Here is a 20,997-nt window from a genome sequence, read left to right on the forward strand (position 1 = left end):
CTGCTGAGAGGTCAGTGCGCAACGTGTCGAGCCTGTCGATCACCCTGGTCCGCGACGACGCCCGTGAGCAGCGTGACGTCGAGACCACGACGACCGGCCTCGACCTGTTCGGCGACGACCGCACCGTCGTCGCCGTCCGCATCGGCGGCGAGCTCCGCGACCTCGACCGGCCCTTCGCCGACGGCGACGTCGTCGAGCCGGTGGCGGTCGACAGCCCCGACGGGCTCGCCGTGCTCCGGCACTCGGCCGCCCACGTCGCGGCGCAGGCCGTGCAGGCCCGCGACCCGGAGGCCAAGCTGGGCATCGGCCCGCCCATCGTCGACGGCTTCTACTACGACTTCGACGTCGCCCAGCCCTTCACCCCGGAGGACCTGCGCGAGCTCGAGAAGGCGATGCAGCGGATCATCAAGGAGCGCCAGCGCTTCCGCCGCCGCGAGGTCAGCGACGACGAGGCGCGGGCCGAGCTGGGCGCCGAGCCGTACAAGCTCGAGCTGATCGCCGACAAGGGCTCCGCGGCGCCCGAGGCCACCGGGCCCGACGGCCTCGAGGGCGGCGGGGACGCGGCCAGCGTCGAGGTGGGCGCCGGCCAGCTGACCATCTACGACAACCTGCGGCGCGACGGCTCGGTCGCCTGGAAAGACCTGTGCCGGGGCCCGCACGTCCCGCACACGGGCTACATCCCGGCGTTCGCGCTGACCCGGAACTCCGCCGCCTACTGGCGAGGCGACCAGGCCAACCCGCAGCTGCAGCGGCTCTACGGCACGGCGTGGCCGAGCCGGGAGGCGCTCAAGGCGTACCAGACCCGGCTGGAGGAGGCCGCCAAGCGCGACCACCGCAAGCTCGGCCTGGAGCTGGACCTGTTCTCCTTCCCCGACGAGCTGGGCTCCGGTCTGCCGGTGTTCCACCCGAAGGGCGGGGTGCTGAAGCGCGAGATGGAGGACTACGTCCGGCGCCGGCACATCGAGGAGGGCTTCTCCTACGTCGGCACGCCGCACATCTCCAAGGAGGGGCTCTTCCACACCTCGGGGCACCTGCCGTACTACGCCGAGGGCATGTTCCCGCCGATGAACGTCGAGGGCGGGAACTACTACCTCAAGGCCATGAACTGCCCCATGCACAACCTGATCTTCCGCTCGCGCGGGCGGTCCTACCGCGAGCTGCCGCTGCGGCTGTTCGAGTTCGGCAGCGTCTACCGCTACGAGAAGTCGGGCGTCGTGCACGGCCTCACCCGCGTCCGGGGCATGACGCAGGACGACTCGCACTCCTACGTCACCCCCGAGCAGGCGCCGGGGGAGATCCAGCACCTGCTGGACTTCGTGCTGGGGCTGCTGCGCGACTTCGGCCTGACCGACTACTACCTCGAGCTGTCCACCCGTGACGGCTCGGACAAGTTCATCGGCTCCGACGAGGAGTGGGCCGTCGCCACCCAGGTCCTCGAGGACGTCGCCACCCGCTCTGGCATCGAGCTGGTGCCCGACCCGGGCGGCGCCGCCTACTACGGGCCGAAGATCTCGGTGCAGATCCGCGACGCCATCGGCCGCAGCTGGCAGATGTCGACCATCCAGTACGACTTCAACCAGCCCGCCCGGTTTGGCCTGGAGTACCAGGCGCCCGACGGCACCCGGCAGCAGCCGGTGATGATCCACTCGGCGAAGTTCGGCTCCATCGAGCGGTTCATCGGCGTGCTGGTCGAGCACTACGCCGGCGCCTTCCCGCCCTGGCTGGCGCCCGTCCAGGTGGTCGGCATCCCGGTCGCCGACGAGTTCGGGGACTACCTCGAGGAGGTCGCCGCGCAGCTGCGGGCCGCCGGCGTCCGGGTCGAGGTCGACCACGCCGACGACCGGATGCAGAAGAAGATCCGCACCGCGCAGAAGTCCAAGGTGCCCTTCATGCTGATCGCCGGCGGCGACGACCGCGACGCCGGTGCGGTCTCCTTCCGCTACCGCGACGGGACGCAGAAGAACGGCGTCCCGGTGGCCGAGGCCGTGGCCGAGATCACCGCCGCGATCGCCGCCCGCGCGCAGGTCTGAGCACGGGCGGCGGCCCGGGGGATTACGGCTGCCCGGCGGTGACCGCTTAGGGTCGTCCTCGTGCGCTGGTCGGTCCGAGGAGAGTGGCAGGGTGGCTGAGGTCGAGGACGCCGCCGGCCGGCCGGGTGATCCCGACGGCTTCGAGCGGTTGTGGACCCCGCACCGGATGGTCTACATCGGCGGGCAGGACAAGCCCGCGACGGCGGCGCCGGAGGAGTGCCCCTTCTGCCGGATCCCGGCGCGGGAGGACCGCGACGGCCTCGTCGTGCACCGCGGGGCCACGGCCTTCGTCGTGCTCAACCTGTACCCGTACTCGCCCGGGCACCTGCTGGTGTGCCCCTACCGCCACGTCGCCGACTACACCGACCTGACCGACGCCGAGGCCGTCGAGGTGGCTGCGCTCAGCCAGCAGGCGATGCGGGTGGTGCGGGCCGCCAGCGCCCCGCACGGCTTCAACCTGGGGCTCAACCAGGGCGCGGTCGCCGGCGCCGGGATCGCCGCCCACCTGCACCAGCACGTCGTCCCCCGCTGGGCCGGCGACGCCAACTTCCTGCCGGTCATCGGCCAGACCAAGGCCCTGCCGCAGCTGCTCGACGACACCTGGCAGGTCGTCACGGCCGCCTGGGAACGGCTCGGCTGATGCTCGAACGGTTCCGCGGCATCTCCGCGGCGGTGCTCGGGCCGCTCGTCCGGCTGCTGCTGCGGCTGGGCGTCTCGCCCGACGTCGTCACCATCGCCGGCACCGCCGGGGTCGTGCTGGCCTCGCTGGTCTGCTTCCCGCAGGGCTGGCTGTGGCAGGGCGCCCTCGTCGTCACGGTGTTCGTCCTCTCCGACATGCTCGACGGCCAGATGGCCAAGGTGAGCGGCCGGGCCACCAGCTGGGGCGCGTTCCTGGACTCCACCTCCGACCGGCTCGGCGACGCCGCCGTCTTCGGCGGCATCCTGCTGTACTTCACCTACCAGGAGGGCTCGACGCTGTGGGCGGCCGTCGCCCTGGCCGGGCTGGTCTTCGGGCAGTGGACGTCCTACGTCAAGGCGCGCGCGGAGAGCCTGGGCTTCACCTGCTCCGGCGGCCTGGCCGCCCGGGCGGACCGGCTGGTGATCATCCTCGTCGGCACCCTGGTGGCCGGGTTCGGCGTGCCCTACGTGCTCGAGGTCGCCGTCGCCGTGCTGGCCGTGACCAGCATGGTCACAGTCGTCCAGCGCATCCTGCAGGTGCGCCGCCAGGCGGTCGCGGCCGATGTCGCCGCAGCCTGAGCGCACCCCCGCCCGGCTGCCCGACCGCGTCCGCGACGCCGCGCTGCGCACCCTGCACCGGAGCGGCTGGCGGGTGGCCGCGCGGGTGCCCGTCCCGGTCATCCGGGCCGTCGCCGCCGTCGCCGCCCGGGTGGCCGTCGCCCGCGGGGGTCGGCACGTCGCCACGTTGCGGCGCAACCTCACCCTCGCCACCGGGGCCCCGGCGCCCGACGCGCTCGTCCGGGCCGGCGTCCGGTCCTACCTGCGGACCTACGCCGAGGTGCTGGCGCTGCCGGGCTGGGGCCGGGAGGCCACGGTCGCCCGGGTGCGGACCGAGGGGGAGGAGCGGCTGCGCGCCGCCCACGCCGGGCCCGGCTGCGTCGTCGCCCTGCCGCACAGCGGCAACTGGGACCTCGCCGGCGCCTGGGCGTGCAGCACCGGGATGCCCGTCAGCACCGTCGCCGAGCAGCTGTCCGAGGCCGAGTTCGAGGCCTTCCTCGCCTTCCGCCGCGGGCTCGGCATGGAGGTGCTCTCGCACCGCGACCGCACCGCCATCCCCACCCTGGCCGCGGCCCTGCGCCGCGGCCGGCTGGTCTGCCTCGTGGCCGACCGCGACCTCGACGGCTCCGGCGTGCCCGTGCGCTGGCGCGGCCAGCCGGTGACGATGCCGGCCGGGCCCGCCGTCGTCGCCCGGCGGACGGGAGCCGTGCTGCTGCCCGCGGTCTGCCGCTACGACGGCGAGCAGATGGTCATCCGGTTCGGCGAGCCCGTGCCGCCCCGCCCCGGTCGTGCGGGCCTGGTGGCCATGACCCAGGACGTGGCCGACTTCTTCGCCGCGCAGGTCGCGACCGCCCCCCAGGACTGGCACGTGCTGCAGCCGTTCTTCCCGGACACCGGGCCGGGGGCGGCCGCGTGACGGCGCGCCCGCTGCGGGTCGGGCTCGTCTGCCCCTACTCCTTCGACCACCCCGGCGGCGTGCAGAACCACGTGCTGGGGCTCGCGCAGCACCTCCGCGCGCAGGGCCACGAGCCGTTCGTGCTGGGGCTGGGCCATGCTGAGCTGCCCGGCGCGCTGGCCGGCCGCTTCACCTCCGCCGGGTCCGCGGTCCCCGTGCGCTACAACGGCTCGGTCGCCCGGGTGCGCTTCGGCCCCGGCAGCGCCGCGCGCGCCCGCCGCTGGCTGGCCGCCGCCGACCTCGACGTGCTGCACGTGCACGAGCCCCTCACCCCGAGCATCTCGATCCTCGCGCTGTGGGCCGCCGAGGTGCCCGTGGTCGCGACGTTCCACACCGCCACCCCGCGCTCCCGCTCGATGCAGCTGGCCGGCAGCACGCTGCGCGGCACCGTCGACAAGATCGACGCCGGCATCGCCGTCTCCGAGCCCGCAGCGCGCGTCGTGCGCCGCTACCTCGGCCGCGACCCGCAGGTGATCCCCAACGGGTTCCGCTGGGCCGAGTTCGCCGGAGGCGGCCGGTCCACCGGCGGCTGGCGCGGCGGGGACCACCCCCGGCTGGTGTTCCTCGGCCGCGTGGAGGAGCCGCGCAAGGGCCTGGGGGTGCTGCTGGAGGCGCTGCCCGCCGTCCGCGCCGTGCACCCCGACCTCGAGGTCGTCGTCGCCGGGACCGGCCAGCGCGCCCTGCCGTCCTGGGTCCGCCGCGAGACCTCGGTCACCGACGCCGGGAAGGCCGCCCTGCTGGCCGGGGCCGACGTGTTCGTCGCGCCGCACACGGCCCGCGAGAGCTTCGGCATCGTGCTGCTGGAGGCGATGGCCAGCGGCGCGCCGGTCGTCGCGTCCGACCTGCCCGCCTTCACCTCGCTGCTGGCGCACGACCGCGACGCGGAGGTCGGGGTGGGCCGGCTGTTCCCGACCGGGGACGCCGGCGCGCTGTCCGCCGCCGTCCTGGAGGTGCTCGCCGCGCGCGACGTCGTCGGCGCCGAGCGCGGCCGCCGGCACGCGCGGGCGTTCGACTGGTCGGTGGTGGGCCCGGCCGTCGAGGACGTCTACCGGCGGGTCCTGGAACCAGCGGCCCCGCGCGTCGCGGACCCGGCCGACGGCGCGCGCGACGCCGGGCTGGCGACAGCGCGGCGCAGCGCCTCCTGAGCGGCGGGACACGCCCGCGGGGTCGGCCGCGGCGGCCTCGGGCCACTAACCTGGGGCCCGTGACCGGGGACCAGCCGGGCGGGACGCGGAGTCCCGCCGCCGACGAGGGACCGCCGCTGCCCGCGGCCGGGTCCGTCGGGCTCGTCGGGCCCGCGGACGCGGAGACGCCCACCTGGGACACCGACCGGGTGTGGACCCTGCCGAACGTGCTGAGCCTGCTGCGGCTGGCCGGCGTGCCGCTCATGGTGTGGCTGATCCTGGGCCCGCACCACGACCTGCTGGCCGTCGCGGTCCTCGCGCTGGCCGGGTTCACCGACTGGCTCGACGGCTTCCTGGCCCGCCGCTGGCACCAGACCTCCCGTGTCGGCCAGATGCTCGACCCCGTCGCCGACCGGCTCTACATCCTCGCCGTCGTCCTCTGCTTGGCCGTCCGGGACGTCATCCCGTGGTGGCTGGTGGTGCTGCTGGTGGCGCGCGACGCGATGATCACCGCCCTGGTGCCGCTGCTGCGCACCCGCGGCTTCTCCTCCCTGCCCGTCCACTTCCTCGGCAAGGCCGCCACCTTCAACCTGCTCTACGCCTTCCCGCTGATCCTGCTGGGCGCCGACGACGGCCTCGGCTGGACAGCGGCCGGCGTCCTGGGCTGGGCCTTCGCGCTGTGGGGCGTCGGCCTGTACTGGTGGGCCGGCCTGCTCTACCTGGCCCAGACCCTGCGGCTGCTGCGCGACGTGCCGCGCCGGACCCGGACGGGCTGACCGCCGGTGCCCGCGTCCCCCGCCGCCCCCGCCCCGCCGTCCCCGGCCGCACCTCCGCAGGCCCCCCGCCCGCCGCAGGGCCGCCGTGACCCGGCCACCCGCCCCGTCGACGCCAGCATGGACCTGCTGCTGCAGATCATCCGGCAGCCCGTCGACCCCGACTACGCCGCGTCGGCGGCCCGGGGTGCCACCTCGTCGCGGCGGCACTGGCTGCTGGGCGTCGTCGCCGTCCTCATCGGGGTGATGTTCGCCGTCGCCGCGGTGCAGAACACGCGGGCGGCGCCGGCCCTGCAGTCCGAGCGCACCGGGCTCATCGACCGGGTCCAGGCGGCCGAGGCGCAGCAGGACGCGCTGCGCGACCGGGCCACCGCGCTGTCGGGCGAGATCGCCACCCTGCGGGCCGCCGCCCTGGGCAGCGACGGCACGGCCCAGCAGCTCGAGGGCCAGATCGCGACGCTGGGACCGGTGGCCGGCACGGTCGCGGTGACCGGGCCGGGCGTCGTCGTCGTGGTGGACGACGCCCCGGAGGCCGCCGACGCCGCCGAGCCGGGGGACCGGGTGCTCGACCTCGACCTGCAGATCCTGGCCAACGGGCTGTGGCAGGCCGGGGCGGAGGCCGTGGCGGTCAACGGGCACCGGCTGTCCGCGCTCACCGCGATCCGCAGCGCCGGCGACGCCATCACCGTCGACTACCGCTCGCTCAACCGGCCCTACCGGGTCGAGGCGATCGGCGACCCGCGGACGCTGCCGGCCGGCTTCGCGGAGTCGCCCGCCGGGGCCTGGTGGCACGACCTCGAGCAGAACCGCGGGATGCGCTACGAGGTCGGGGAGTCGCGCTCGCTGGAGCTGGCCGCCGACCCGGGCCTGACGCTGCGCTGGGCGCGGGTGCGCCGGTGATCCCCCTCCTCGGCCTGCTGGCGGGCATCGTCGTCGGCCTCGTCCTCGAGCCCAACGTCCCGCTAGCCCTGCAGCCGTACCTCCCGATCGCCATCGTGGCCGCGATGGACGCCCTCTTCGGCGCCTTCCGCGCCTACCTCGAGGGCAGCTTCAGCGACCGGGTCTTCGTCGTCTCCTTCATCTCCAACGTCCTCATCGCCGCCGCCATCGTCTACGTGGGCGACCAGATCGGCGTCGGGTCGCAGCTGTCCACCGGCGTCGTCGTCGTGCTGGGCATCCGCATCTTCACCAACGTCGCGGCCATCCGACGGGCGCTGTTCCGTGCCTAGCCGCCGCCGTCCGAGCGGCAGCACCGCGCCCGCGGCGGGCCGTCGGCTGCAGGCCCTGCGCCGGAGCCAGCGCCGGCTGAGCGGCGAGCCGCCGGTCCCCGGCCCCGGGACGACCGGGTCCGGAGGCGGTGCCTCTGGGGCGCGGTCGACGGGGGAGCGGCCGAGCGGTGCCCGTCGGATCTGGCGCTCGCTGGTGCAGCCCGGGCGCGGCCAGATCATCGCCGCCGTCATCCTCTTCGTCGTCGGGATGGGCGGGGTGATGCAGATCCGCATCAACACCGCTGACGACGCCTACACCAACGCCCGCCGCGAGGACCTCATCCAGCTGCTCGACGGCCTGGGCTCGGAGTCGCGCCGGCTGGAGAGCGAGATCGCCGACCTCGAGCGCACCCGCGCCGAGCTGCAGTCGGGCGCCGACACCCAGGCGGTGGCCCGCACCGAGGCCCAGCAGCGGACCGAGGAGCTGGCCATCCTGGCCGGCACCGCGCCCGCCGAGGGCCCCGGGATCCGGATGCGGATCGCCGACCCGGCCGGCAAGGTCGACGCCGACGTCCTGCTGGACGCCGTCGAGGAGATGCGCGACGCCGGCGCCGAGGTGATCGAGGTCAACGACTCCGTCCGGGTGGTCGCCTCCACCTGGTTCGGCACCGGGCCCGAGGGCCTGCTGGTCGACGGGGTGCCGGTGAGCCGGCCCCTCACCTTCGAGGTGATCGGCGACCCGCACAGCCTCGAGGAGGCGGCGCGCTTCCGCGGCGGCCTGGTCAGCGAGATCACCGGGCCCGGGATCGGCGGGCAGGTGCAGATCGACCAGGAGGACCGGGTCGTCGTCGAGTCCTTGCACGCCGCGCGCGAGAATCAGTACGCTCAGCCCGCATCGCCACCGCCGACCCCGCGCTGAGCCGGCCTCCCGGCCCCGCGGCCGGCACCCCGACACCTCCCGAACCCAGACCCCCAGACCCCCCGACCCCAGGAGCTCCGACGTCGTGCCCGATTACCCCGAGGACCTGAAGTACTCCGCCGACCACGAGTGGGTGCGCAGCGGCAACGGGTCGACCGTCCGCGTGGGCATCACCGAGTACGCGGCCGACCAGCTCGGCGACATCGTCTTCGTCTCGCTGCCGACCGTCGGCGACGCCGTCGCCGCCGGCGACTCGTGCGGCGAGCTCGAGTCCACCAAGAGCGTCTCCGACGTCTTCTCCCCGGTCTCCGGCACGGTGACCGCCGTCAACGAGGTGCTCGGCGGCAGCCCGGAGACCGTGAACGGCGACCCCTACGGCGACGGCTGGCTCTTCGAGGTCGACCTGGGCGCCGACGTCGACCTCGACGACCTGATGGACGCCGACGCCTACGCCGAGCAGGCCGCCGGCTAGCAGCGCAGGTCCCGCCCGGACCTCGACCTCCCCCTTAGACTCGGGCCACGTCCGCCCCCGGACCCTCAAGTCTCGACCGAAAGCCGACCCTCATGCCGTTCTGCACGAACTGTGGTCACGACAACCCGGATGGCAGCAACTTCTGCGGCCAGTGCGGGGCCGCGCTCAACGTGCCCCCGGCGCACACGACGCCGGCGGCGCCGGCCGCGCGTCCCGAGGCGGAGCGGGTGCCCAGCGGCGAGACCACGCGGACCATGCCCGCCGTGGTCGAGGACCGCGACGCCGAGGCCCTCTCGCCCGACGAGGAGGCCGCCGTGGGCGCGCTGCCCTCGGGCTCGGCGCTGCTCATCGTGCAGCGCGGGGCGAACGCGGGCAGCCGGTTCCTGCTCAACACCGAGACCTCGACGGTGGGCCGGCACCCGGACTCCGACATCTTCCTCGACGACATCTCCGTCTCCCGGCGGCACGCGGTGTTCGAGCGGACCGCGCAGGGGACCGTGGTCCGCGACGCCGGCAGCCTCAACGGCACCTACGTCAACCGCGACCTGGTCGACGAGGTGCTGCTGCAGCACGGGGACGAGGTCCAGATCGGGAAGTTCCGGCTGGTCTTCTACGGGAGCGCGCAGGGCTGAGCGCGTCGATGTCGTCCCAGCCCAGCAGCAGTCCCGGGGTCTCCCGCAGCATCGGCCAGGTCCTGGCCGCCCTGAAGGCCGACTTCCCGGAGGTCTCGATCTCCAAGATCCGGTTCCTCGAGTCCGAGGGCCTGATCGCGCCCGAGCGCGCCCCGTCGGGGTACCGCCGCTACGCCGAGCACGACCTCGAGCGGCTCCGCTACGTGCTGGCCGTGCAGCGCGACCACTACCTGCCGCTCAAGGTCATCAAGGAGCACCTGGCCCTGATGGACCGGGGCGAGGCGCCGCCGCCGGTGCCGTCGCTGGAGAGCCGGGCCGCCGGGGCCGCCGACGGCAGCGCCGCCGCCGAGCCACGGCCCGCGCCCGCGGCCCCGCCGCCCCCGCCCAAGCCGCCGGTGCGGATGACCCGCGCCGACCTGCTGGAGGCCAGCGGACTCACCGACGCCGCGCTCACCGAGCTGGAGCGCACCCAGATCGTCCAGGCGCGGCGCGGCACCTACTACGGCCGGGACGCGCTGACCCTGGCCATCGCCGCCCGCCGGATGGCCGAGTACGGCATCGACGGCCGCCACCTGCGCGCCTTCAAGATGTCGGCCGACCGCGAGGTGGGGCTGGTGGAGCAGGCCATCGCGCCGCACATCCGGCGCGCGGGCGGCAACCGCGACGTGCAGGGGGAGGTCACCCAGCTGGTGATCAGCTTCCACGCCGCGCTGGTCCGCACCGCCATGGAGCGCTGAGGCCCAGCCCGGCCCCTGGTCCGCGCCGGCTCGCCGCGACGTAGGGTTGGGCCATGCGTGAGCTCGATGTGGTGGGTGTCCGGGTCGAGATGCCGTCGAACGCGCCCATGGTGCTGCTGCGCGAGGTCGGCGGCAGCCGGTACCTCCCGATCTGGATCGGTGCCAGCGAGGCCTCGGCCATCGCCAACGCGCAGGAGGGCGTCGTCCCCCCGCGCCCCCTGACCCACGACCTGATGGTCGACACGCTGTCGACGCTGGGCCACCGGCTGACCGAGGTGCACATCACCGAGCTGGAGGGCGGCACCTTCTACGCGGTGCTGCTCGTCGACGGCGTCGAGGTCAGCGCCCGGCCCTCCGACGCCATCGCCCTGGCGCTGCGCGTCGGCTCCGACATCTACTGCGCCGAGGACGTCCTCGACGAGGCCGGGATCGAGATCCCCGAGGCCGAGGAGGACGAGGTGGAGAAGTTCCGCGAGTTCCTCGACCAGGTGAACCCCGACGACTTCGTCACCGGCGAGGAGCCCACCTCCTGACCTGCGGGCGCGCCCGCCACCCTCGACCCACCGTCCAGGGTGTCCTGCGCCTCGAGGCGCAGTACCACACCGGACACCCTCACGCCAGGGTCGAGAGTTGGGAATCCGTCCGGGACCTCGGCGGCGTGTCGTTGACCGCCCCGAGGGGCGGGCCGTAGCGTTCCCCGCGTAATCCCGATGCTGGAATTACGCGCGGGGAACTCGGGTGAGTCGTTCCCTTCCGCCCGCAGTCGTACCGACCGGAGGCCCACGTGAGCAGCACCGAAAGACCCGTCGAGGTGTCGGACGCCGCGCCCGAGGGCGACGCGCAGGGCCTGCTCTTCGACGGCGACTTCTCCCCGGTCCCCAGCGACCTCGGCTTCCGGGGCCCCGTCGCCTGCAGCGCGGCCGGCATCACCTACCGCCAGCTGGACTACTGGGCCCGCACCGGACTGGTCGTGCCCGAGGTCCGCGGCGCCACCGGCTCCGGCACGCAGCGGCTCTACAGCTTCCGCGACATCCTCATCCTCAAGGTCATCAAGCGGCTGATCGACGCCGGCATCTCGCTGCAGCAGATCCGCACGGCCATCGACCACCTCCGCGCCCGCGGCGTCGACGACATCACCCAGGTGACGCTGATGAGCGACGGCGTCTCCGTCTTCGAGTGCACCTCCGACGACGAGGTCATCGACCTGCTGCGCGGCGGCCAGGGCGTCTTCGGCATCGCCCTCGGCGGCGTCTGGCGCGACATCGAGGGCACCCTCGCCCAGCTGCCGGCCGAGCGGGCCGCCGCCGTCGAGGAGCCCGTGGTCCCCTCGGCCTCCGACGAGCTCTCCCGTCGCCGGCGCGCCCGCGCCGTCAGCTGAGGAGCGGGCAGGCTCCCTGAGCCTCCTCCGCTCCCTGAGCCTCCTCCGCTCCCTGAGCCTGCCGAAGGGCAGCTCGGGCGATCTGGCCGACGTATCGCTGAACCTTCCGGCTTCCTGAGCCCCCTCCGGTCCCCGAGCCTGTCGGGGGCCACCCACGTGACCCCACCGCCCGCGCCGGGTAGGGTTTCGACTGCTGAACGACGACGCGGGAGAGCTCACCGGCTCGAGGACGAGCACGGTGGCGCCGAAGGGGCAACATCCCCGGAACCTCTCAGGCACCCAGACCGCGTCCGTCTGGCAACTCTGGAGCCCACCGGGTGACAGGGCGGGGAGTGCACGCCGGACCGCTGCGCGGCTCGGGGTCGCACCGCCGGACCGCCTGGAAGAAGCTCCCGCCGATGCCCGTTCCCGCCGCCCCGACCCCCACCAGCGCACCCGAGCCGTCCAGCTCGGCCCCCTTCGTGAGCCGCCACATCGGCCCGCAGGCCGACGAGCGCGACAAGATGCTCGCCGCACTGGGCCTCGGCAGCCTGGAGGACCTGGTCCAGCAGGCGATGCCCGACGCGATCCGGATGACGGCGCCGCTGGACCTGCCGCCCGCCCTGTCCGAGACCGAGACCCTCGACGTGCTGCGCGGCCTCGCCGACCAGAACCGGGCGCTGACGCCGATGATCGGGCTGGGCTACGCCGGCACCACCACGCCGTCGGTGATCCGCCGCAACGTCCTCGAGGACCCGGCCTGGTACACCGCCTACACGCCCTACCAGCCCGAGATCAGCCAGGGCCGGCTGGAGGCGCTGCTGAACTTCCAGACGATGGTCTCCGACCTCACCGGCCTGCCGACGTCGGGCGCGAGCCTGCTGGACGAGGCCACCGCCGTCGCCGAGGCCATGACCCTGGCCCGGCGGGCCACCAAGACAGGCAGCACCCTGCTGCTCGACGCGGACACGCTGCCCCAGACCGTCGGAGTCGTGACGACCCGCGCCGAGGCCCTGGGCCTCGACGTCGCCGTCGCCGACGGCCCGCTGCTGGCCGCGCTGGAGGCCCACGACGTGTTCGCCGTCGTCGTCCAGACCCCGGGCGCCAGCGGCCGGCTGACCGGCACCGACGAGCTGCGGGCGCTGGCCGAGGCCGTGCACGCCCGCGGCGGGCTCGTCATCGCCGCCTGCGACCTGCTCGCGCTCACCCTGACCGCCGCGCCGGGGGAGTGGGGCGCCGACGTGGCCGTCGGCTCCAGCCAGCGCTTCGGCGTCCCGCTGTTCTACGGCGGCCCGCACGCCGGCTTCATCTCCGTCCGCGCCGGGCTGGAGCGGACCCTTCCGGGCCGCCTGGTCGGCGTCAGCAAGGACGTCGACGGCACGCCCGCGTTCCGGCTGGCGCTGCAGACCCGCGAGCAGCACATCCGCCGCGAGAAGGCGACGTCGAACATCTGCACCGCCCAGGTGCTGCTGGCCGTCGTCGCCAGCATGTACGCCGTCTACCACGGCCCCGAGGGCCTGCGCCGGATCGCCGAGGCCGTGCACGCCCGGGCGACCGGGCTGGCCGCCGACCTGGCCGACGGCGGCGTCGAGGTCGTCCACGGCTCGTTCTTCGACACCGTGCTGGCGCGGGTCCCGGGCCGGGCGGCCGACGTCGTCGCGGCCGCCCGCGAGGGCGGGGTGCACCTGCGGCTGGCCGACGCCGACCACGTCGGGATCGCGGTCGGCGAGGACGCCCACGAGTCCGACCTGGCCGCGGTCCGCCACGCGTTCGGCGTGCGGGACGCGGGCCGCCACCACGGCGACCTGGCCGGCAGCGAGCGGGAGACCCCGTACCTGACCCACCCGGTGTTCAACACCCACCACAGCGAGACGGCGATGCTGCGCTACCTCGCGGCGCTCTCGAACCGCGACTTCGCGCTGGACCGCGGGATGATCCCGCTGGGCTCGTGCACGATGAAGCTCAACGCGACCACCGAGATGGAGCCGATCTCGTTCCACGGGTTCGCGGGCCTGCACCCCTTCGCGCCGGTCGAGGACGCCCAGGGCTACGCGACCCTGATCTCGACCCTGGAGGGCTGGCTGGCCGAGGTGACCGGCTACGCCCGGGTCTCGATCCAGCCGAACGCCGGCAGCCAGGGCGAGCTGGCCGGGCTGCTCGCGATCCGCGGCTACCACCGCTCCCGCGGCGACGAGGGCCGGACGGTCTGCCTCATCCCGTCCTCGGCGCACGGCACGAACGCCGCCTCCGCGGTGATGGCCGGCATGAAGGTCGTCGTGGTCAAGGCGACCGACGACGGCTCCGTCGACCTCGACGACCTGCGGGCGAAGATCCAGACCCACCGCGACGCCCTGGCCGCGATCATGGTCACCTACCCGTCCACCCACGGGGTGTTCGAGGAGGGCATCACCGAGCTCTGCGCCCTGGTGCACGAGGCCGGCGGCCAGGTCTACGTCGACGGGGCGAACCTCAACGCGCTGCTGGGCCTGGCCCAGCCCGGGAAGTTCGGCGCCGACGTCAGCCACCTCAACCTCCACAAGACGTTCTGCATCCCGCACGGCGGCGGCGGCCCCGGCGTCGGCCCGGTCGGCGTGGGGGAGCACCTCGCCCCGTTCGTGCCCGGCCACCCGTTCCTGCCGGGCTCCGAGGACGTCGGCCCGGTCTCCGCGGCGCCGTTCGGCTCGGCCGGCATCCTGCCAATCAGCTACGCCTACATCGCGATGATGGGCGCCGACGGCCTGACGGCGGCCACCGAGCACGCGCTGCTCGCGGCCAACTACGTCGCCGAGCGGCTGCGCGCGCACTACCCGGTGCTCTACACCGGCCGCAACGCCCGCGTCGCGCACGAGTGCATCCTCGACCTGCGGCCCATCACCAAGGCCAGCGGCGTGACCGTCGACGACGTGGCCAAGCGGCTGGTCGACTACGGCTTCCACGCCCCGACCATGAGCTTCCCGGTGCCGGGCACGCTGATGGTCGAGCCGACGGAGTCGGAGGACCTCGCCGAGCTCGACCGCTTCTGCGACGCGATGATCGCCATCCGCGCCGAGATCGAGCAGGTGCAGAACGGGGAGTGGCCGGCCGAAGACAACCCGCTGGTGCACGCCCCGCACACCCAGGCCCGGGTCACCGCCGACGAGTGGACGCACCCCTACAGCCGCCGGGTGGCCGCCTTCCCGGCCGGCCTGCACCAGGGCCCGCTCTACGCCACCGGCAGCGACAAGTACTGGCCGCCGGTCGGCCGGATCGACGGCAGCTTCGGCGACCGGAACCTCGTCTGCACCTGCCCCCCGCCGGAGGCGTTCGAGTGACGCCGCCGGAGGCGTGCGGGTGACACCGCCGGAGGCGTTCGCGTGACACCGCCGGAGGCGTGCGCGTGAGGTCCCGCCGGTCTCGCTGACGTCCGGGGCGGGGTCGCCGGGACCGTAGGGTGACCCGGTGGACTTCGCGGCGCTGGCAGGACGGGTGGGGCCCATCCTGGCCTTCGTCGTCTGCATCACGGTGGTCGCGGAGCTGTCCAACAGCCTCGGCGTCTTCGCCATGGTCGCGCGGGCGGCGGCCCGGCTGGCGCGCGGGTCGGTGCTGGCGCTGTGGCTGCTCGTCGTCCTCGTGGCCGTCGTCGCGACGGCGGTCCTCTCGCTGGACACCACCGCCGTCCTGCTGACGCCGGTGGTGCTGGCGCTGGCGGCCCAGCTGGGCCTGGACCGCGAGCTGTTCGCCCTGACGGCCGTCTGGCTGGCCAACACGGCCTCGCTGCTGCTGCCCGTCTCCAACCTGACCAACCTGCTGGCGCTGAGCCGGCTGCCCGGCTACGACGCGACCCGCTTCGCCGGGCTCAGCTGGCCGGCGGCGCTGGCCTGCGTCGTCGTCACCGTCGCCGCGCTGGCGCTGCTGTTCCGCCGCTCGCTGCGCGGGCGGTACACGCCGGTCCCCGCGCCGCCCGTGGCCGACCGCCGGCTGCTGGTGCTGGCCACCGTCGTCTGCGCGCTGCTGGGGCCCGCCTTCCTGCTGGGGGTGGACGTCGTCGTCGCCTCGGCGGTGGCCGCGGGCGTGCTGGTCGTGGCGTGCGCGGTGTCGCGGCCCTCGCTGCTGCGCTGGCGGCTGCTGCCGTGGCCGCTGGTGCTGGGCGTCGCCGTGCTCTTCGTCGTCGTCCAGTACGCCCACGACCACGGCCTGGCCGAGCTGCTGACCCGGGCGGCGGGGGAGGGGGAGGGCTGGACGGCGCTGCTCCGGGTGGCCGCCCTGGGTGCCCTGGGCGCCAACCTCCTCGACAACCTGCCCAGCTACCTGGCCCTCGAGCCGGCCGCCGACGGGTCGCCGCTGCGGCTGCTCGCGCTGCTGGTCGGGGTCAACGCCGGGCCGCTGGTCACCCCGTGGGCCAGCCTGGCCACGCTGCTCTGGGCCGCCCGCTGCCGGGCCGCGGGCGTCGCGGTCTCCTGGGGCCGCTTCGCCCTGCGCGGGCTCGTGCTCGTCCCGCTGCTGCTGCTGGCCGCGGTCACCGCGCTCTGGCTGGCCCAGGCCTGACCGCGAGCACCGCGGGGTGACCGGACCGGAGGAGGCGCTGCGCGCGGCCGGGCTGCTCAGCGCCGGCACCGCCGTGGCGCTCGCCTGGAGCACGCCGGCGACCGGTCCGCGGACCTGGTGCTCCGGCCGGCTGGCCGGACGCCCCGTCGACCCCGCGACGCCGTTCTACGTCGCGTCGGTGACCAAGCAGCTGGTCGGCGTGCTCGCGGCGCAGCAGGTGGGCGCCGGCCGGCTGGACCCCGACGTGCCCGTGCGGTCCCTCCTCCCGCGGCTGCCCGCCTGGGCGGCCGACGTCGGGGTGCGGCACCTGCTCCACCACACGTCCGGCCTGCCGGGCACCGACCGGGTGCTGATGGCGGCCGGGGTGGGGGAGGCGGAGCTGACCAACGCCGACGTCCTCGACGCGCTGGCGGCGCTGGACGGGCCCGAGGCCCCGCCCGGCCGCGCCTTCGCCTACAGCAACGTCGGCTACGTCGTCCTGGCCGAGGCTCTCGTGGCCCTGACGGCCACGGAGCTGCCGGTGCTGGCGCGGCGGCAGGTGCTGGCGCCGCTCGGCCTGGCCGGCGGCCTCGGTCCCGGGCCGGCCGGCACCCCCTCCGGGCGGCGGCCACCCCGGACGCTCGGCGACGGCGGCTGGTGGACCGGTGCCGCCGACCTGCTCCGCTGGCTCGAGGCGCTGGACGCCGGACGCCTCGGTGCCGACGTCAGCGCCCGGGTGCGGACGCCCGGCCGGCTGGACGACGGCCGCCCGCTGACCTACGGCTGGGGGGTCACCGTGCACGCCGACGGCACCCTCACCCACGGCGGCAGCTGGCCCGGCTGGACGGCGAAGACCGTCCGCCACCCGGCGACGCGGACGGCGCTCGCCCTGCTGACCACCAGCGACGACGCCGACGCGGTGAGCCGGGTCGCGCTGGCCCTGCACGCTCAGCTGGTGGCGGGCGCCAGCAGCCAGGCGAGCTCGCGGTCCAGCAGCGTCCGGCGGCCGGACGCCCCGTAGGAGGCCGCGTCGTGCCCGAGGGCGTCGGCGACCAGCCGGGACGCGCCCCAGGTACGGGTCCAGGCCAGCGCGTGCCGCTCGCCCTCCTCCTCGTGCTCGAGGAAGACCGCCGACGCCGGGTCGACGTGCAGCCGGGTGTAGCGCTCGTCGCGGATCGCCAGCCGGTCCAGGCCGGCGACCAGCGGGTGCCCGGCCCGGGCGAGGGCGACGCCCTCGGCGTAGTCGGGGTGGTAGGTGGTGTCGTACACCCAGCCGCCGCCGACGACGTCGCGCCACAGCGGCCAGTCCGGGAAGGCGGTCAGCGACGAGTGCGCGACCAGCGTCGGCAGGCCCGCCCGGAGCGCGGCCACCCACGCGTCGGCGGCGGCCGCGGTGAACCGCTCGGTGCCGTACCAGCCGAGGTTGAGGACCAGCAGGTCCGGCAGGGCGGCGGTGTCCAGCGCGGCCAGGGCGGCGTCGGCGTCGTCCTCGACGGCGGCGTCGAGGCCGCGCTCCTGCAGCGCGGCGGCGAGGGCGGCAGACGTGTCGGGGAACGGGTGCCAGGGGTCGCCGTGCCGGCCGCCCCCCGAGACGACGAGGGCCTGGGGTCGGGTCACGGCGCCACGCTCCCACGAGTGCCGTCGGCGATCGGCGGGCGGGGCCGCAGCACCGCGACCTCCCAGGCGTGCGGGCCGGCGACCACCCGCTCGGAGGCCACCAGGTCCAGCCGGCGGCGGAGCCGGCGCAGCAACCGGCGGGTCGGCCAGGTCCGCGCGTAGCAGCAGACGACCAGCACCCCGCCCGGGGCGAGCAGCGCCGCGTACCGCTCGACCACCCGCACCGGCCGGGGCAGGTAGTAGAGGACCTCGTTGAGCACGACGGCGTCCGGGGCCTCGTCGGGCACGTAGCGGGCGGCGTCGGCGGCGACGAAGGTGGTGCCCGGATCACCGGCCCCCCGGGCCCGCCGCAGGGCCGGCGCGTAGCGGTCGACGCCGACGTAGCGGCGGTAGGCCAGACCCTCCTGCAGGATGCCCTGCGAGCAGCCGGCGTCCAGGACGAAGCTGTCCGGCGCGTGCCGCTCGACGGCGGCCCGGACGGCCCGGTAGCGCGCGCCCTCGGCGTCGTCGCGGAGCCGGCCCCAGCCGCCGCGGACGTTCTCGACGGCGTTCTCCACCAGCATGAGGGGTCGGGCGAGGGCCAGCGGGACGGGCAGCCGGTCCAGGACGGCGACGGCCGCGCCGCCGAGGACGCGCTGCACCAGGGCCGGGCGGTCGGTCACGGGCCCAGTCTGCCCGGCCCCCGTCGCGAGCCCTGGGAAGTCAGCGCTCGTGACCCCCGGGACCCCTCTGGGGAGGCTCCCGGGCGGTCGAGCGCTGGATCCCCAGGGCGTCCGGCCGCCGACCCGGACGGCGGCGTGCCCCGGGGGTGCTGGGCGGGTGGCTGGGTAGCGTCGGCCCGTGCCCGAAACGACCACGCCGGCGCCTCCCGGCGTCCCGGCCCTGCCGTCCGGCGTCCCGCACCTGCTGCGGGCCGTCGAGCGCTACATCACCCGGCTGGGCGCCCAGTTCGCCGGCGCCATCACCTACTTCTCGGTGCTGGCGGTCATCCCGATCCTCATGTTCGCGTTCTCCGTCGCCGGGCTGGTGCTGACGGTGACGCGGCCCGAGCTGCTGCTGCCGCTCGCCGACGCGATCGCCGACACCCTGGGCACCGCCGACCCGGCCACCCGTCAGCAGATCCTCGACATCGTCCGCAGCGCGCTGAGCAACTGGCGCAGCATCGGCGTCCTCGGCCTCGTCTCGGCCGTCTACTCCGGCGCGGGCTGGATGGGCAACCTCAAGAACGCCGTCCGCGCCCAGTGGCGGCCCGAGTTCGACGTGCAGGGCGAGGGCGGGAACGTCCTGCTGCTGACGCTGAAGATCTACGCGGTCAACCTGCTGCAGCTGCTCCTGCTGCTGCTCGCCATGGCCGTGACGTTCTCCCTCGCGGCCCTCTCGACCACCTTCGCCGGCACCCTGGTCCGCTACCTGCGGCTCGACGACGTCGGCTGGCTGGAGCCGGTGCTGCGGCTGGTGCCGGTGGTCTTCTCGATCGGTGCCGGGTACGTGCTGTTCCTGTTCCTCTACACCGTGCTGCCCGAGACGAAGGAGCCGCGCCGCACGGTCCGCCGGGGGGCGCTGGTGGGAGCCGTCGGCCTGGCGGTGCTGCAGTACCTCAGCACCTTCCTCGTCGGCCTGTTCTCGGGGAACCGGGCGTTCGCCGTCTTCGGCTCGGTGATCGCGCTGATGTTGTTCCTCAACCTCTTCGCGCAGCTGATCCTCTTCATGGCCGCCTGGATCGCGACGGCGCACCACCCGGCCGCACCGCTCAAGGCGGAGACGGAGGTGGTGCGGTTCCCGCTGGTGGAGCCCGAGGGGGCGGCGGCCGACGTCGAGCCCGCCGCGGTGGTCGCGAGCCGTCGATCGGGCTGGCTGCTCGGGGCCGCGGCCGGGGCCGGGCTCGGGGCCGCCGTCACCTGGTGGCTGGCCCGGCGCCGCTGAGCTGCGCCGAGGGTCATGCTCGCCCGAGCTGACCCCCGCTGCCTGAGCCGACCCACCGCTGCCTGAGGCGACCCACGCTGCCTGAGCCGACCCCCGCTGCCTGAGCCTGTCGAAGGCCCTTCGACAGGCTCAGGGCGCGGTGGGCGCGTGTGCCCTTCGACAGGCTCAGGGCGCGGTGGGCGCGTGCCCTTCGACAGGCTCAGGGCGCGGGATGGCGGGGCTCAGTGCCCGGCGGCGGGCTGCGCGGCGGGCTGGCCGATGCCGGCGAGGAGCTCGACGTACCAGTCCTGGGTGATGTCGAAGGGCTTGCCGCCCTTGATCCGCTCGAACTCGATGGCGCGGAGCTCGTCGCCCTGCTCCTCGTCGTGACCGATGACGCCCGGCTCCCCGCGGAGGGCGGAGTCGACGGCGAGGTCGGTCATCGAGCGGATGAGGGCCAGGTCGGCCTCGTTCGGGGCGGCGGAGCGGGAGAAGTAGCCCGACTTCTGCACCAGCACCTTCTCGGCGCCCAGCTTCTCGGCGAACTTGGAGGCGAACCAGGCGCCGGGGTTGATCTTGTCGATCTTCACGTGGCCGAAGGGGTCGCGGGCGACCTCCTCGCCCGAGCGCTCCAGCTCGGCGACGATGGTGTTCAGGCCGGCGCCCTCGGAGACGAACAGCGTCACCGAGCCGACGGTGTCCATGACCTCCTTCAGCCGGGCCGCCTCGGCCTCGAGGTCGAAGACGGCCTCCGGCACGTAGACGCCGTGCACGTCCCACGCCTCGCGGCTCAGGCCGATCTCGGGCAGCCACTCCTGCGTGTCCAGCCAGTCGCGGTAGGCCTGCGCCGTCGCCGCCGTCAGCCAGCCGCAGTGCCGGCCCATGACCTCGTGGACGATGAGCATCCGCGAGCCCGAGTTGTGCTCGGCGACGACGTTCTGCGCGAAGCGGGCGCCCTGCTCGGCGGCCGTCCAGGCGCCGAGGGACTGGCGGATCGGGATGACGTCGTTGTCGATCGTCTTGGGCAGGCCGACGACGGTCAGCGCGTAGTCGTTGCTGGCCAGGAAGGCGGCCAGGTCGGCGGCGGTGGTGTTGGTGTCGTCACCGCCGATGGTGTGCAGCACGTCGACGCCGTCGGCGGTCAGCCGGTCGGCGGCGGCCTGCAGGGGGTCGACGCCCTCGGCCACCAGGCCGCGCTTCACCAGGTCCGCGGCGTTCGTGAGCTTGACGCGCGAGTTGCCGACCGGGGAGCCGCCGAAGCGGTGCAGCAGGCCGGCCTTCTCGCGGATCTCCGGGGTGATCGTGATCGAGTCGCCCTGCAGCAGGCCCTGGTAGCCGTAGCGGTAGGCGATGATCTCGACGTCGGGGGCGACGGCGCTGTAGCGCTCGATCAGCCCGCCGATGGCGGAGGAGAGGCAGGGGGCGAATCCGCCGGCGGTGAGCAGGGCGACCTTGGTGACCATGCCGCGATCCTAGGGGAGCCGACGGGGTCGGCTCGCGCCCCGGTCAGCCGGTGGGAGGGCAGCGGCGGG

At 74.8% G+C, this 20,997-nt stretch carries 21 protein-coding genes and 1 riboswitch; of the genes, 18 read left to right on the forward strand and 3 right to left on the reverse strand.

Going from position 1 to position 20,997, the window contains the following annotated elements; all coding sequences use genetic code 11:
- Window positions 1–23: 23 nt before the first annotated feature.
- The 17 genes from thrS (at window position 24) to JOF54_RS00705 (ending at window position 16,967) form a co-directional block, all read left to right on the forward strand.
- Window positions 24–2,030: a threonine--tRNA ligase gene (thrS, locus tag JOF54_RS00625; RefSeq protein WP_210052027.1), complete on the forward strand. Its 2,007-nt coding sequence runs from the start codon at window positions 24–26 to the stop codon at window positions 2,028–2,030.
- A gap of 91 nt (window positions 2,031–2,121) precedes the next feature.
- A complete protein-coding gene (locus JOF54_RS00630) occupies window positions 2,122–2,670 on the forward strand; it encodes an HIT family protein (RefSeq protein WP_307803686.1) in 549 nt (182 codons plus the stop codon).
- The gene (pgsA, locus tag JOF54_RS00635) at window positions 2,670–3,287 is read left to right on the forward strand and encodes a phosphatidylinositol phosphate synthase (protein WP_210052029.1); all 618 of its coding nucleotides are present in this window, start codon (window positions 2,670–2,672) and stop codon (window positions 3,285–3,287) included. Before JOF54_RS00630 ends, pgsA begins: the two co-directional genes overlap by 1 nt.
- On the forward strand, window positions 3,271–4,182 hold the full coding sequence (locus JOF54_RS00640; protein ID WP_210052031.1) for a phosphatidylinositol mannoside acyltransferase: 912 nt from the start codon (window positions 3,271–3,273) through the stop codon (window positions 4,180–4,182). The genes pgsA and JOF54_RS00640 overlap by 17 nt, the downstream gene beginning before the upstream one ends.
- Complete coding sequence (locus tag JOF54_RS00645) at window positions 4,179–5,366, forward strand: glycosyltransferase family 4 protein (protein WP_210052034.1); 1,188 nt, start codon at window positions 4,179–4,181, stop codon at window positions 5,364–5,366. The genes JOF54_RS00640 and JOF54_RS00645 overlap by 4 nt, the downstream gene beginning before the upstream one ends.
- 116 nt (window positions 5,367–5,482) lie before the next feature.
- Window positions 5,483–6,121, forward strand: a complete 639-nt coding sequence (gene clsA, locus JOF54_RS00650) for a cardiolipin synthase ClsA (protein ID WP_245358338.1) — start codon at window positions 5,483–5,485, stop codon at window positions 6,119–6,121.
- 6 nt (window positions 6,122–6,127) lie between these two features.
- Window positions 6,128–7,018 carry a DUF881 domain-containing protein gene (locus JOF54_RS00655; protein ID WP_210052038.1) on the forward strand — a complete coding sequence of 297 codons (891 nt, stop codon included), beginning with the start codon at window positions 6,128–6,130 and terminating at the stop codon, window positions 7,016–7,018.
- The gene (locus tag JOF54_RS00660; RefSeq protein ID WP_210052041.1) at window positions 7,015–7,347 is read left to right on the forward strand and encodes a small basic family protein; all 333 of its coding nucleotides are present in this window, start codon (window positions 7,015–7,017) and stop codon (window positions 7,345–7,347) included. The genes JOF54_RS00655 and JOF54_RS00660 overlap by 4 nt, the downstream gene beginning before the upstream one ends.
- A gap of 193 nt (window positions 7,348–7,540) precedes the next feature.
- Complete coding sequence (locus JOF54_RS00665) at window positions 7,541–8,245, forward strand: DUF881 domain-containing protein (RefSeq protein ID WP_307803688.1); 705 nt, start codon at window positions 7,541–7,543, stop codon at window positions 8,243–8,245.
- Between the two features lie 85 nt (window positions 8,246–8,330).
- Entirely contained in the window at window positions 8,331–8,717 is a 387-nt protein-coding gene (gene gcvH, locus JOF54_RS00670) for a glycine cleavage system protein GcvH (protein WP_210052042.1), read from the forward strand.
- A 92-nt stretch (window positions 8,718–8,809) separates the two neighbouring features.
- Complete coding sequence (locus tag JOF54_RS00675) at window positions 8,810–9,349, forward strand: zinc-ribbon and FHA domain-containing protein (RefSeq protein ID WP_210052044.1); 540 nt, start codon at window positions 8,810–8,812, stop codon at window positions 9,347–9,349.
- A gap of 8 nt (window positions 9,350–9,357) precedes the next feature.
- The gene (gene ftsR / locus JOF54_RS00680) at window positions 9,358–10,086 is read left to right on the forward strand and encodes a transcriptional regulator FtsR (protein WP_210052046.1); all 729 of its coding nucleotides are present in this window, start codon (window positions 9,358–9,360) and stop codon (window positions 10,084–10,086) included.
- Between the two features lie 53 nt (window positions 10,087–10,139).
- Window positions 10,140–10,619, forward strand: coding sequence for a bifunctional nuclease family protein (locus JOF54_RS00685; protein ID WP_091412686.1), 480 nt, complete (start codon window positions 10,140–10,142; stop codon window positions 10,617–10,619).
- Window positions 10,620–10,870: 251 nt separating this feature from the next.
- Window positions 10,871–11,464 carry a MerR family transcriptional regulator gene (locus tag JOF54_RS00690; protein ID WP_210052047.1) on the forward strand — a complete coding sequence of 198 codons (594 nt, stop codon included), beginning with the start codon at window positions 10,871–10,873 and terminating at the stop codon, window positions 11,462–11,464.
- A 196-nt stretch (window positions 11,465–11,660) separates the two neighbouring features.
- Window positions 11,661–11,761, forward strand: a riboswitch (glycine riboswitch).
- 101 nt (window positions 11,762–11,862) lie between these two features.
- Entirely contained in the window at window positions 11,863–14,754 is a 2,892-nt protein-coding gene (gene gcvP / locus JOF54_RS00695) for an aminomethyl-transferring glycine dehydrogenase (RefSeq protein WP_210052049.1), read from the forward strand.
- A 127-nt stretch (window positions 14,755–14,881) separates the two neighbouring features.
- Window positions 14,882–15,967, forward strand: a complete 1,086-nt coding sequence (locus JOF54_RS00700; protein ID WP_210052051.1) for an SLC13 family permease — start codon at window positions 14,882–14,884, stop codon at window positions 15,965–15,967.
- 16 nt (window positions 15,968–15,983) lie between these two features.
- On the forward strand, window positions 15,984–16,967 hold the full coding sequence (locus JOF54_RS00705; protein WP_210052054.1) for a serine hydrolase domain-containing protein: 984 nt from the start codon (window positions 15,984–15,986) through the stop codon (window positions 16,965–16,967).
- Here the strand turns inward: JOF54_RS00705 and JOF54_RS00710 are convergent.
- Window positions 16,895–17,563, reverse strand: coding sequence for a ThuA domain-containing protein (locus JOF54_RS00710; protein WP_210052056.1), 669 nt, complete (start codon window positions 17,561–17,563; stop codon window positions 16,895–16,897). The two genes, JOF54_RS00705 and JOF54_RS00710, sit on opposite strands and share 73 nt — an antisense overlap.
- Entirely contained in the window at window positions 17,560–18,225 is a 666-nt protein-coding gene (locus tag JOF54_RS00715; protein WP_210052059.1) for a class I SAM-dependent methyltransferase, read from the reverse strand. The genes JOF54_RS00710 and JOF54_RS00715 overlap by 4 nt, the downstream gene beginning before the upstream one ends.
- Window positions 18,226–18,403: 178 nt before the next feature.
- On the opposite strand from JOF54_RS00715, the gene JOF54_RS00720 reads away from it, so the two are divergent.
- Window positions 18,404–19,486, forward strand: coding sequence for a YhjD/YihY/BrkB family envelope integrity protein (locus JOF54_RS00720; protein WP_210052062.1), 1,083 nt, complete (start codon window positions 18,404–18,406; stop codon window positions 19,484–19,486).
- A 221-nt stretch (window positions 19,487–19,707) separates the two neighbouring features.
- On the opposite strand, the gene JOF54_RS00725 is transcribed toward JOF54_RS00720, so the two are convergent.
- Window positions 19,708–20,928 (reverse strand): pyrophosphate--fructose-6-phosphate 1-phosphotransferase, encoded by a 1,221-nt coding sequence (locus JOF54_RS00725; protein WP_210052063.1) that lies wholly within the window; start codon window positions 20,926–20,928, stop codon window positions 19,708–19,710.
- Window positions 20,929–20,997: the final 69 nt, after the last annotated feature.

Origin of the sequence: Microlunatus capsulatus (genome assembly GCF_017876495.1) — a bacterium.
GTDB lineage: Bacteria > Actinomycetota > Actinomycetes > Propionibacteriales > Propionibacteriaceae > Microlunatus > Microlunatus capsulatus.

What these genes read in the sequence shown, in the direction of transcription:
- JOF54_RS00685 (WP_091412686.1), top strand. Translation starts at nt 10,140, where the DNA reads ATGCGTGAGCTCGATGTGGTGGGTGTCCGGGTCGAGATGCCGTCGAAC.
- JOF54_RS00675 (WP_210052044.1), top strand. Translation starts at nt 8,810, where the DNA reads ATGCCGTTCTGCACGAACTGTGGTCACGACAACCCGGATGGCAGCAAC.
- gcvP (WP_210052049.1), top strand. Translation starts at nt 11,863, where the DNA reads ATGCCCGTTCCCGCCGCCCCGACCCCCACCAGCGCACCCGAGCCGTCC.
- JOF54_RS00725 (WP_210052063.1), bottom strand. Translation starts at nt 20,928, where the DNA reads ATGGTCACCAAGGTCGCCCTGCTCACCGCCGGCGGATTCGCCCCCTGC.
- ftsR (WP_210052046.1), top strand. Translation starts at nt 9,358, where the DNA reads ATGTCGTCCCAGCCCAGCAGCAGTCCCGGGGTCTCCCGCAGCATCGGC.
- pgsA (WP_210052029.1), top strand. Translation starts at nt 2,670, where the DNA reads ATGCTCGAACGGTTCCGCGGCATCTCCGCGGCGGTGCTCGGGCCGCTC.
- JOF54_RS00640 (WP_210052031.1), top strand. Translation starts at nt 3,271, where the DNA reads ATGTCGCCGCAGCCTGAGCGCACCCCCGCCCGGCTGCCCGACCGCGTC.